Below are 12326 nucleotides of genomic sequence, written 5' to 3'. Positions count from 1 at the left end.
CGACGAAGGAATGCTGTGCGGTGCCTATCGAGTGATGTCCCGATCGACTCCGGTGCCCACGGATGCGCGATGCGCCCAGCGCTCGCGGTGAAGGCGCGGCAAGGGTGCCACTCCGAAACCGTTCGTGCTCAGTGCGATTGCTTCGGCGACTGCGCCTGCGCCGGCTTTGTTCATGCCGGTGCTGCAGACGGCAGACTTCTGCTGCAGAAGCGCTGCGGTGGTGTAGATATCCACGGGTGACACCTCCTTCGGCGGCGAGTCGGAATCGAGCAGGTCACGCACCGGAAACCCCCACGGGGCGCGCGGTACGAAATACACAGTAAACGGCTGCCTCAGACCGCACAACCCTTTTTCGACCTGCGGAGATGCGCTCACTCGGTGGCGGAGAGACGGGCGTCGACGAGCGCCAAGACGTCGGCTCCGAACCGCTCGAGCTTCTTCGCCCCGATACCCGGGATCGCGACGAGCCCGCGATCGTCGCGTGGCCGTTGCTCCGCGATGGCGGTCAGCGTGTTGTCGCTGAAGACCACGTAGGCAGGAACCTTGAGCGCCTTCGACGTCTCCGACCGCCAGGTCCGCAGGGATTCGAGCAGAGCGATGTCGACGTCGGACGGGCAGTTCTCACACCGGCCGAGCATGGTGGCCACCGTGCCGATGACGGGCTTGCCGCACACACGGCAGACCGGCCGCTTCTTGTGGACGGTGGGTGCGGCGATGCGCGATGCGGGCGACGACTCGGGAACCAGGTCGACCAGGAACCGCGAACGCCGACGCGACTTGCGACCGCCCTCGTTACGGGCCAGCGCCCAGGACAGTTCGAGGTGCTCCCTGGCGCGCGTCACACCCACGTACAACAGGCGACGCTCCTCCTCCACCGCGGCCTCGTCGGGCGACGAGTTGTTGTCTCCCAGAGCGTGACTGATGGGCAGCGTGCCGTCGGTGAGACCGACGAGGAAGACCGCGTCCCATTCGAGTCCCTTGGCAGCGTGCAGTGACGCCAGCGTCACCCCCTCCACCACCGGAGGGTGCCGAGCCTCCGCGCGCATCGCGAACTCACGCACCAGTCCCTCGAGATCGAGATCGGGTACCTGGACGACGAGATCCTCGGTCAGCGCGACGAGAGCCCGCAACGCAGCCCACTTCTCCCGCGCCTGAGCTCCGTTGGGTTCCGTCGCCGACAGTCCCAGTGGAGCCAGCACCGCCTCCACGAGCCGCGGCAGGCCGGCCCCGCTGCGTGCGTCGGACGGCAGGTCGTCTCGGGCGGCGCTCGATCGAACGGCGGCGACGGCCGACCGGACGTCCTGCCGCTGGAAGAAGCTCTCGCCGCCGCGGATCTGATACGGAATTGCCAGATCCGTCAGCGCCTTCTCGTGCGCCTCGGAATGAGCGTTGATGCGATAGAGCACAGCGATCTCGGACGGCGCCGTGCCGGTACGGATCAACCGTTGAACGGTGCGCGCGACTCCCGCTGCCTCGGACACCTCGTCGTCGTACTCCACGAAGGTGGGGTCCGGTCCCGCCGCGCGCTGTCCGATGAGCTGGAGCCGTGTCCCCGCGATGCGCCCCTTCGCCGCGCCGATGACCTTGTTGGCGAGCCCGACGACCTCCGGAGTGGACCGGTAGTCGCGCTCCAGGCGCACCACCGTCGCCTCCGGGAACCGCCGCGAGAAGTCGAGCAGGAACCGCGGTGTGGCCCCGGTGAAGGAGTAGATGGTCTGGTTGGCGTCGCCGACCACCGTCAGGTCGTCCCGATCGCCCAGCCAGGCGTCCAACACACGCTGCTGCAGTGGAGTGACGTCCTGGTACTCGTCCACGACGAAGCACCGGTACCGCTCGCGGAACTCCTGTGCGACGGACGGGCTGTTCTCGAGCGCCGCCGCCGTGTGCAGCAGCAGATCGTCGAAGTCGAGGAGCACAGCATCGGGATCGCGGTTCTTGAGTTCCTCGTAACCCTCGTAGACCGCGGCGACACGATCCGCGTCGGTCGGCGTGTCGCGGTGCAGTCGTGCGGCGGCGGCCGGATAGTCCTCGGGCGCGATCAGCGAGGCCTTGGCCCACTCGATCTCACCCGCCAGGTCGCGGACACTGTCGGTGGACGTCGAGACGCCGGCAGCGGAGGCGGCCTGCCCGACGACGCCGAACTTGCGATCCAGCAGACGCCAGTCCGTGTTTCCCACGACCTGCGGCCAGAAGTACTTGAGCTGGCGCATCGCGGCGGCATGGAACGTGCGCGCCTGCACCTGCCCGTCGGACGACTGCCCCCGGATACCGAGGACGCGGAGCCGTTCGCGCATCTCCCCCGCAGCTCGCGCGGTGAACGTGACGGCGAGGACCTGACTCGGCTTGACGTGCCCGTCCGCGACGAGGTGGGCGATGCGACGGGTGATCGTCCTGGTCTTGCCGGTTCCTGCACCCGCGAGCACACACACGGGGCCTCGCGGAGCGAGCACGGCGGCCGACTGTTCGGGGTCGAGACCCTCCACCGCATCCCTGTCGTTCACGTGGCCATCATGTCAGCCCGCACCGACACCGCCGGCGCGCCCACCGCCCGATCGGAACAACCGTCGATGACTCCGCGTTGAGAGTTCCGTGACCACAGCACAGCAGAAAGACACAGCCCACGTGCCCGCAGTGACGATGTACTCGACGACCTGGTGCGGCTACTGCCGACGTCTCAAGACGCAGCTCGACGAGAACGGCATCGCCTACACGGAGATCGACATCGAGAAGGATCCCGCGTCCGCCGAGTTCGTCGGGAGCGTCAACAACGGAAACCACGTCGTGCCGACTCTGAAGTACGCCGACGGTTCCACTGCGACCAACCCCAGCCTCGCGCAGGTCAAGAAGGCCATCGGCCTGAATTGAGGCGTGGGCGCTCGCGTTCGTCAGGACTCGAGCGCCGCCCACGACTCCACCATCGCGCGGGCGATGGAGATGCTTCCCGGAAGCAGGAGCGGAGCGTCCTCCGAGGCGCTCCAGTCCCCGGCGGCGAGGGCGGTGCGTACCTCGTCACGGGTGAACCATCGCGCCTCCGCGATCTCACCGTCGTTGAACGACAGCGGTTGTGAGGCGTTCGCGCGCGCCGCGAACCCGATCATCACCGAGCGCGGGAACGGCCAGGGTTGACTGCCGAGATAGGTGATGTCGGACACGTCGAGACCGACCTCCTCGCCCACCTCGCGGCTCACGCACGTCTCGAGCGACTCCCCCGCCTCCACGAAACCGGCGAGCACCGACATCCGACGCTCCGGCCACATCGGCTGGCGTGCGAGGAGGACGCGGTCCGCCCCGTCGTGCACGAGGACGATGATCGCCGGGTCGGACCGAGGCCACTCCTCGTGGCCCGTGAGGGTGCTGGTGCGGGACCACCCCGCCGACGAGAGCACGGTCGGTGATCCGTCGCGCGCACTGAACGCCGCTGACCGGTGCCAGTTCAACAACGCCACCGCCGTCACGACCAGCCCCGCCGACGACTCCGTGAGGACGTCGCCGAACGACCGCAGATCCGTCACCTCGCCGGCGAGTGCGGAGACGGAGACCGCCCAGACGTGGTGGTCGTCGACGACTCCCAGGAACACCGCGTCCTCCGGCGGCGAGTCCGCCGTGTCGACGGCCGGTACGAGCGCCACTCGACCGTCCTCGACCGGCACGCGACCCTGACTGTCCACGCGCAACAGCCGTGCGGTGGGCCACCCTGCGGCGAGTGCCGCGTCGTCGCGACGCAATTCCTCGGCGCGGTCGATCGGGGAACGCGAGAGCATGGGCTCGGACAGAAGTCGGAAGGACACGTCACGACCCTACTGACCGGGTCCGACGGCGGCAGATCCGGTGCACCGCAGTGCGGCTGGTCAGTTGGAGACGCGTCGGATGTAGAGCAGTCTGTCGTCCGCCTCGATCGCATCGACCTCGGGCGAACCGACCCGCACCAGGCGACCGTCACGGACCACACCGAGCACGATGTCCGACAGGTGGCGGGGCGATCCGCCGACCTCGTCGCGTTCGACCTCGCGCTCGGCGATCGCGAAGCCCGCCTCGGGGGTCAGCAGATCCTCCATCATCTCCACGACGCTCGGCGTGGTCGTCGCGATACCCAGCAGTCGCCCGGCGGTCTCCGAGGAGACCACCACGGAATCGGCGCCCGACTGGCGCAGGAGATGCACGTTCTCCGCCTCGCGCACCGCGGCCACGATCTTCGCCTTGGGCGCGATCTCCCGCGCCGTGAGCGTCACCAGCACGGCGGTGTCGTCCCGGTTGGTCGCGACGATGATCGACGCGGCGTACTGAGCACCGGTCAGGCGCAGGACGTCCGACCGGGTGGCCGAGCCCTGCACGGTCACCAGGCCCAGGTTGCTCGCCGCGTCCAGGGACGACTGATCGGTGTCGACGACCACGATGTCCGAGGCCGACACCCCGTCTCCGAGCATCGCGGCGATCGCGGTGCGACCCTTCGTGCCGTACCCGACGACCACGGTGTGATTGCGCACGTTGCGCCTCCATCGCTGAATCTTGAACGCCTGGCGCGAACGTTCGGTGAGCACTGACAGGGTGGTGCCGACGAGCAGGATCAGGAAGAAGACGCGCAGCGGCGTGATGACCAGGATGTTCACCAGGCGCGCGGACGGGGTGATGGGCGCGATGTCGCCGTAGCCGGTGGTCGACAGCGACACGGTCGTGTAATAGAAAGCGTCGAGGAAGGACAGCTGATTGTCCTGGTTGTCGGCGTACCCGTCCCGGTCCACGTAGACGACCATGGCGGCCACGAAGAGCGTGGCGAGCGCGATGATGATGCGCTGGTAGATCGCCCGCCAGGGGCTCTGCTCGAACTCCGGGATCCGCAGGACACCCACCAGTGCGAAGTCGGGGCGATCCGTGAGTCCGGTGTCGGTGTTCAGCAGCCGATTCCGCAACCGTCCTGCCATGAATGTGGTCCTCGTCCGTCGCTAGTGGTCGTCGATCCGCCTCGTCGGCTGCCGTGACTGTATCGGAGCATCGAGCCGCCGACCCCCATCAGTCGCTGCAGAACTCCGGTGCTCCACCGTCCTGTTGGCAACGAGCAGACGATGGTGCAGGCTGCGACCATGACGCTCCGTACCTTGCCGCTGCTCGATTCCGTTCGACTCCCGTCGCGCCGACGGGCGGCGGACAGGGCGGCGCAGCGACTCGCGGTCCTCCTCGGCGGAGCCGGTGTCCTGCACTTCGTCACACCGGCGCCGTTCGATTCCCAGGTGCCGCACGTGCTCCCCGGATCACCGCGGACGTACACGTACGTGTCGGGAGTGGCGGAGCTCGGACTGGCGGCCGGACTGATCGTTCCCCGCACTCGTCGCCTGACCGGCGCCGCGGCCGCCGCCTTCTTCGTGGCCGTGTTCCCGGCCAACCTGCAGATGGCCGCGTCGTGGTTGCAGAGCGAGAAGACCTCGACCGCGATGAAGGTGGGGGTCGTGGCTCGACTGCCGCTGCAGATCCCGCTGATCACGCAGTCCTGGAAGGTGTACCGCGACGCGCGCTGATCACGTCGCCGGGTCCGCGCCCGCCGTGGAGATGATCTCCGCCAACCGTTCCGCGTCCGGGAGATCCGTCGGCGACACGGTGACTCCCGATCGCACGTAGTGGAAGGCCGCCCGCACCGTGGTGAGGGGCACCGGCTCGGAGCGGGTCGCCGACATCAGCTCCGCCCAGGCGAGTCGGTAGGCGGCGAGCTGGATCGCCACCGCACGTTCCTCGGCCGGTGTCGGCTGCGCGCCGGTCTTCCAGTCCACCACCGTCCAGCCACCGTCGGAGTCCGCGAACACGGCGTCCATCCGTCCCCGCAACACGACTCCACCGACCGACGTCTCGAACGGGACCTCCACCTCGACGGGACTGCGCAACGCCCACGGTGACGCGTCGAACGCACGCTGCAGCTCCTCGAGGTCCGTGTCGGCGGCCGAGGCGCCGTCCGCCGCACCGGGCAGCTCGTCCAGGTCGAGCAGGCGGGTCGCCCCGAAGCGTCGTTCGACCCAGGCGTGGAACGCGGTGCCGCGACGCGCCAAGGGGTTGGGCGCGAACGGGACCGGTCGCCGCAGCGTCGATGCCAGGGCGTCCGGATCCGCGACCAGGTGGACCACCTGGCTCACCGACATGGTGTCGGGCACGACGACGTCGGTTTCCGGCCGCGACACCGCATCACGTTCGGCGAGAAGCAGTTCGACGTCACGCGCCCACCCGTCGGGATCGTCGTCGTCCGGATTCTCGGACGACGATTCCTCGACCGATGCCGACTCGACGAGTGCGGCGCGTACGGCTGCAGACCCCATGATCACGTCCTCACGGCGGGCACCCAGCGGATCGGCCGGCCAGAGTGCCGTCAGTTCGACTGTCGCGTAGGGGTTGTCGGCTCCGTCCGGCGGAGTGGGTTCCCAGTGCTGCACGGTCCCGATCTCCGCGCCGCCGATCGCCGAGGTGGTCTCGACGAGGCCGTGCAGTTCGGCGAGGAACGACGAGGGACCCTTCGGCGACGAGGCGCCGGGAGCCCAGTGGTGCGCCGAGACCAGCAACACCCGCTCGGTGCGCGTGAGGGCGACGTAGAACAACCGTCGGTCCTCGTCGAGTCGGCGACGTGCGAGCGCAGCCTTGTGTTCGGTGACGGCGTCGGCGATGTCGCCGCGGTGCGTCGCGCCCTCGAGATCGAGAACGGGGACGCCCCCGGCGTCGTCACCCGGAATCGCCCTGTCACCGCGCAGGGACGGCGGTAGCTCGGCCACCGAGCCCAACCAGGACGCGGACGACCTGGTGGACGGGAACACGCTCTCGCAGACGTGCGGTACCGCCACGACCTCCCACTCCAGACCCTTGGCGGAGTGCACGGTGAGCACCTGCACCCGGTGCGGGTCGACGTCGACCTCGCCGGGCGCGAGGCCGTCCTCCACGGACTCGGCGGCGGACAGGAAGGACAGCAGTCCGGTGAGAGTCGCCGTCTGCTGATCGCCGTACTCCGCGACCACCTCGGCGAAGGCGTCGAGATGCTCGCGCCCGCCCGCGTCCCCCGACGGACGACGTGCCCCCGCCTCCACGTCGATCCCGAGCACTCGCTCGACGTCGGCGACCAGATCGGGAAGTGGCTGACCGAGCCGGTGGCGCAGTGACTGCAGTTCCCCGCCGAGGGCGAGGATGCGCCGATGTCCCGCCTCGGAGTAGCGCGACGGGTCGCCCGGATCCGCCAGGGCGTCCACCAGCCCGGACTGTTCCGATCGCTCCCCGGGCATGCCGTCCTCGAGCGCGCGCCCCAACTCCTCGGCGTCGGTGACCGTGCCCGTCCGCCCGCGGCCGGTGTGCGCCGCGATCTCCCGCGCTCGCCTCCACAGGGCACGCAGATCGGCGGCACCCAGTTGCCAGCGCGAGCCGGTGAGAACGCGCATGGCGGCGCTGCCGGCCAGCGGGTCGCTCACCAGCCGCAGCATCGCCACGAGGTCGGCGACCTCGGGCGTCCGGAGCAGCCCACCGAGTCCGACGACCTCGACCGGCAGGCCTGCGCCGCGCAGAACCTCGGCCATCGGCCCCGCATCGGCGTTGCGCCGCACCAGGACCGCCGCGGTGGGCGGAGTGCGCCCGTCCTCCCGCGCCGTGCGGTACTCCCCCGCGATCGCCTCGGCGATCCACCGGCGCTCGTCGTCCACCGTGGTGGTCAGCGCGAGCCGGACATCGCCGGGCACCGCACCGGGACGCGCGCGCAACTCGTCCACCGCGACACCGCGCATGCGCAACGGGGCAGCCACCGCATTGGCCAGCGCGAGCGCCTCGGGCGGGTTGCGCCAGCTGGTCGACAACTGACGCACCGGGGCCGCATAGCGCGCCGAGCGTGGGAAGTCGGTACCGAACCGGGGCAGGTTTGCGGCGGACGCACCGCGCCAGCCGTAGATCGACTGCATCGGGTCGCCGACGGCCGTCACCGTCAGAGTGGAGTCACGGCCACCCCCGAACAGCGAGGACAGCAGGACGCGCTGCGCGTGACCGGTGTCCTGGTACTCGTCGAGCAGCACCAGCCGGCACCGCGTGCGCTCGTCGCGGCCCACGTTCGGGTGGTCCGCCGCGACACGGGCGGCCAGGGACATCTGCCGCCCGAAGTCGAGCAGTCCGTCACGGGTCATGACCTCGTGGAGCCGCGCCACCAGGGGCAGCAGATCGAGCCGGTGTTCCTGCACCTGCAGTATGCCCAGCAGGTCCTTGGTGGGACCGCCGCTCTTCTGCTTCGGGCCCGGTGGCAGATGGTGGATCAGCTTCTCGAGCTCGGTGTGGGCCTCACCCAGGTCGCCCGGTTCGACCAGGTGCTCGGCGAGCTGACCGGACAGGGCGAGCACGGATTCCGTGATCGACGCCGGTGCCCGGTCCAGTGGGACGTCGCCGTCCCATGCGGCCACCACGCGGTGGGCCAGCTGCCACAGCTCGGTCTCCGACACGAGAGTCGTGGACGGTTCGAGCGGCAGCACCATGCCGTGGCGTTGGAGCAGTCGGCCCGCGTACGAGTGGTACGTGCTCACCTCGGGCTCGCCCGACAGGACGGTGCGCCGCAGCTCACCGGACGGATCGAGACGCCGCAGCAGGTCGGACCCGGCCAATCGGGCCAGCCGTTGGCGAATGCGCGTGGTGAGCTGCTGGGCGGCCTTGCGCGTGAAGGTCAGGCCCAGCACCTCCTCCGGCCGGACCAGACCGTTGGCCACCATCCAGACCACTCTCGCCGCCATGGTCTCCGTCTTGCCGGCACCGGCGCCGGCGACGACCAGCAACGGACCGCGCGGAGCCGCGATGATCTCCGACTGCTCGCCGGTGGGCGGGAACTGGCCGAGAGCGACGGCGACCTCGGCGGGGCTCACTCGGGCCACGTCTCTCATCCTTCGGTCACCTGCCTGCCTCTGTCCTGTGCCGGGCAGGACGACGCTATCGGGCAGTGCCGACAGCCGTCGTTGACGCGAGCCTCGAACACCGGGCCCCGCGTGGCACGCGCCGCGTCGACGACGACGGTGCGCCACTGCTCGAGGGTCTCCCCCGTGAGTGCTGCCTGCGCTCGTTCGGTGGCACCGGTCCTGGTGTGCGGCTTGGCGACGTAGACCAACCGCCCGCCGCCGGGACTGCCGGCCGGTTCGCCCTCGACCGCACCGGCGGCGAGTGCCACCTGATACGTCGCGAGCTGCGCGTGCTCGGCCGTCGCCGCGGCCGTCGCCGCGTTCTTACCGGTCTTGACGTCGACGACCACGGGTCGTCCGTCGGGGTCACGTTCGAGCCGATCGATCCGTCCGCGCAGCGCGACGGCGGGCTCGTCCGGCGTGCGCGGTTCCAACACCCCGTCCACCGGCACCTCGACACCGGCCTCCGTCAGCTCGCCGCGTGAGCGTGACATCCACTCCTGAAACGTCTCGATCATGGTGGCGGTACGTGCGAGCTCCTTGCGCGAGAACCACGCAGATCCGAGATCGACTGCCACCCAGGCTTTCTCCAGCTCTCTGCGCACCTCGTACGGCGGCACCCGACCGGCCACTGCCTGCACCAGCGTGTGCACCAGCGTTCCGGTGACCGCGTGCACGGTGTCGCCGTCGGTGCCCCCGTTGCGTTCGAGCGCCCACCGCAGCGGGCACGCGGTGAGCACCTCCACCGTGGACGGCGACAACGACACCGGCCCGTCCGCCGGATCCCACAGCGGCATCTCGGTACTGGTTCCGGACAGCCCGTACCACTCGTCCGGGTGGGCGCCGCGCACCCCTTCCCGCGCCAGTCGCGCCAGGTGCCGTGCGGCGCGCGCATGGCGGTCGGGGTCGTTCTCCGCGACACGACGGTCGCACACGACCGCACGCAGCTCGGCGACCAGAGCGGGCAACGCGAGCACCCGGCCGAGAGGCGCGGTGGGGCCGGCACCGGAGTCGCTCTCGTCGACGTCCGAGTACCGCACGGCATCGGACGCGAGCAGGTCGTCCACGAACCTCGACCGCACGGTGTCCGCGCCACCGGTCACCGAGTCGACGGCGGTGACGAGCAGGCTCGACCGTGCGCGGCTGCACGCCACCAGGAACAGGCGACGTTCCTCCGCGAGCAACGGTGCGGTCCGCGAGACCCGATCGTCCAACTCGCGATCGCCGTCGGAGACACCCGCGGCGAGATCCACCAGGGCCTCGACCCCGAGCAGCGATCCGCGCGGGCGCAGCGCGGGCCACAGTCCCTCCTGTACGCCCGCCACCGCGACGACGTCCCACTCGCGCCCGACCGCGGCATGGGCACTCAGAATCCGCACCGCGTCGGGAACGATCGCGGGACGCCGCCCGTCGCCCACGGGAACCTCCTGGTCGGTGACGTACTCGACGAACCCCTCCAGGGTGCCGCGCGGGAGTGCGTCGACGTACGCGGCCGCGGCGTCGAACAACGCGACGACGCTGTCCAGATCCCGATCTGCCTGCACGCCGAGAGGCCCACCCCGGGCGGACGACGCCACCCACCGGCGTTCGAGCCTGGTGGCACGCCACCCGGCCCAGAGTGCGTCCTCGACGCGACGACCGGCCGGGCCCACTGCCTTCGCGATGGCCGTGACCACGGCACGGACGCGGGTGAGCGGTGCCTTCTCGACGTCGGACAGACGTGCGACGAGCGGGTCGACCGAGGAGCCGATCATCGCGGCGCGCAGCAGCACGGACGAGTCCCGCTCGCCGCCCTCGGCCACGTCGCCCCGCCGTAGCCCGCGACGCAGTCTGCGGACGGCGAGCGGATCCGCCCCTCCGATGGGACCTTCGAGCAGTGCCAACGCAGCGTCGTCGGAGAACACCGCCGCCGACCGCTCGGGTGCGCACCGGGCAGCGGCGACCGCACGCATCGCGAGCAGCAGGGCAGCCGCACCACGGTGCCGATGCAGGGGCACGGCCGTGGCGGACGACACCACCGGCACCCCCGCGGCGTGCAGCGCGCGACGCAGGGACGGCAGCGACCGCGGAACGGAGCGGACGACGACGGCCATCTCCGACCAGGGCACGCCGTCGGCGAGATGCGCGCGGCGGAACGTGTCGGCAATGGCGGTGGCCTCCTTCGCCGTCGAGGACGCGACGACCACCCGCACCGGCGGAACCGCGCGGGTCTCCTCCTCGGCCGACGGGTGTTCGTCCTCCGCCCTGTCGTCGCGGAACTGCGTGCCGACACGGTGTGCGACCCGACCGGACAGGTGCGCGGTGATCGCCCGCTGCACCGAGCCGACACCGGAGTCCGAACGGTGATTGCGGGACAACACGACGCGACGACCACTGTGCCCGTCGTCCAGATCGGTGAGGAAGTGCGCGTCCGCGCCGCGGAAGGAGAAGACCGCCTGATCGGGATCGCCGGCGACGACGGTGGACGACGCACCGGCGGAGAGCAGCCGCACCAGCTGGGCCGCCTGCGGATCGAGGTGCTGGGCATCGTCCACCAGCACGTGGCGGATGCGCCGACGTTCGGAGACGAGCAGGTCCGGATCCGTCGCGAACGCCGTGAGCGCTGCACCCACGAGCTCGGCCGCGTCCAGTCCGGGCGACGTGGCCTCCGGAGTCTCGACGCCGACCGATCCTCGAAGCAACATCGCCTGTTCGTACTGTGCGGCGAACTTGCCCGCAGCTACCCACTCGGGCCGAGAGTGCTTCCGCCCCCACGCGATCAGGTCCTCCGGACCGAGCCCGCGTTCCGCGGCGCGCAGGACGAGATCACGGAGCTCGGACGCGAAGCCCACCAGTCCGAGCGCCGGGCGCACGCGCTCCGGCCACCGGGCGGCGCCGTCCGCGATCTCACCGCGGAGCATCTCGCGGATCACGGAGTCCTGCTCCGCGTTGGTGAGGAGACGCGGCGGCGGATTGCCGTAGGCGGACGCCTGCAACCGCAGCACGGCGAAGGCGTACGAGTGCACCGTGCGTACGAGTGGCTCGCGTGTCGCGCGGGGCTCGGAGGACACGCCCAACAGCCCGGCGGTGATCTGCTCGCGCATGTCGACGGCCGCCTGACGCGAGTGCGTGAGCACCAGGACCGACTCCGGATCGCTTCCCGGCGCCGTCATCCGCGCCACCGCCACATCGGCCACGAGCGCGGTCTTCCCGGTGCCCGGACCGCCCAGAACCTGCCACGGCCGGGAGTCGCCGGGCTCACTCGGCGCGACCAGCGGCGCACACTCCTGCGGCCACGTGCGCACCTGCGCGACACGGTGCGTCCGGCGCACCAGCCGGATACCGCCACGGGTGACAGCCGCGTCTCCGGTGGTGCCCGCGCCGTCGTCGTTCATGAGGCGCATTGCATCATGGGAGTCCGACACACCCCCAGTTCCCACACAGCCCCCTCTCCGAGACCGACTCGGT

At 70.5% G+C, this 12326-nt stretch carries 7 protein-coding genes; 2 read left to right on the top strand and 5 right to left on the bottom strand.

The genetic code is table 11. From position 1 onward, the window contains the following. Positions 1 to 371: 371 nt before the first annotated feature. On the bottom strand, positions 372 to 2501 hold the full coding sequence (locus tag ASG69_RS14475; protein ID WP_056695803.1) for an ATP-dependent DNA helicase UvrD2: 2130 nt from the start codon (positions 2499 to 2501) through the stop codon (positions 372 to 374). Between the two features lie 136 nt (positions 2502 to 2637). Here ASG69_RS14475 and ASG69_RS14470 point away from each other — a divergent pair, with 136 nt between their 5' ends. Then, positions 2638 to 2865, top strand: coding sequence for a mycoredoxin (locus tag ASG69_RS14470; RefSeq protein ID WP_037186837.1), 228 nt, complete (start codon positions 2638 to 2640; stop codon positions 2863 to 2865). Positions 2866 to 2885: 20 nt separating this feature from the next. On the opposite strand, the gene nudC is transcribed toward ASG69_RS14470, so the two are convergent. Both nudC and ASG69_RS14460 read right to left on the bottom strand, forming a co-directional pair. After that, a complete protein-coding gene (nudC, locus tag ASG69_RS14465) occupies positions 2886 to 3761 on the bottom strand; it encodes an NAD(+) diphosphatase (RefSeq protein WP_056448061.1) in 876 nt (291 codons plus the stop codon). Positions 3762 to 3848: 87 nt separating this feature from the next. After that, positions 3849 to 4919, bottom strand: coding sequence for a potassium channel family protein (locus tag ASG69_RS14460; RefSeq protein ID WP_027506830.1), 1071 nt, complete (start codon positions 4917 to 4919; stop codon positions 3849 to 3851). Positions 4920 to 5078: 159 nt separating this feature from the next. Between ASG69_RS14460 and ASG69_RS14455 the strand changes: the two genes are divergently transcribed. Then, a complete protein-coding gene (locus tag ASG69_RS14455; protein ID WP_051613612.1) occupies positions 5079 to 5510 on the top strand; it encodes a DoxX family protein in 432 nt (143 codons plus the stop codon). Here ASG69_RS14455 and ASG69_RS14450 read toward each other — a convergent pair whose 3' ends face one another. Together ASG69_RS14450 and ASG69_RS14445 are read right to left on the bottom strand one after the other, a co-directional pair. Further along, positions 5511 to 8867 carry an ATP-dependent helicase gene (locus ASG69_RS14450; RefSeq protein WP_056447843.1) on the bottom strand — a complete coding sequence of 1119 codons (3357 nt, stop codon included), beginning with the start codon at positions 8865 to 8867 and terminating at the stop codon, positions 5511 to 5513. Then, positions 8864 to 12253 (bottom strand): ATP-dependent helicase, encoded by a 3390-nt coding sequence (locus ASG69_RS14445; RefSeq protein WP_056448058.1) that lies wholly within the window; start codon positions 12251 to 12253, stop codon positions 8864 to 8866. The genes ASG69_RS14450 and ASG69_RS14445 overlap by 4 nt, the downstream gene beginning before the upstream one ends. Positions 12254 to 12326 lie beyond the last annotated feature (73 nt).

The sequence above is a fragment of the Rhodococcus sp. Leaf225 genome (assembly GCF_001426145.1).
Classification (GTDB): domain Bacteria; phylum Actinomycetota; class Actinomycetes; order Mycobacteriales; family Mycobacteriaceae; genus Rhodococcoides.
This window is presented reverse-complemented; position numbering and strand designations above follow the sequence as displayed.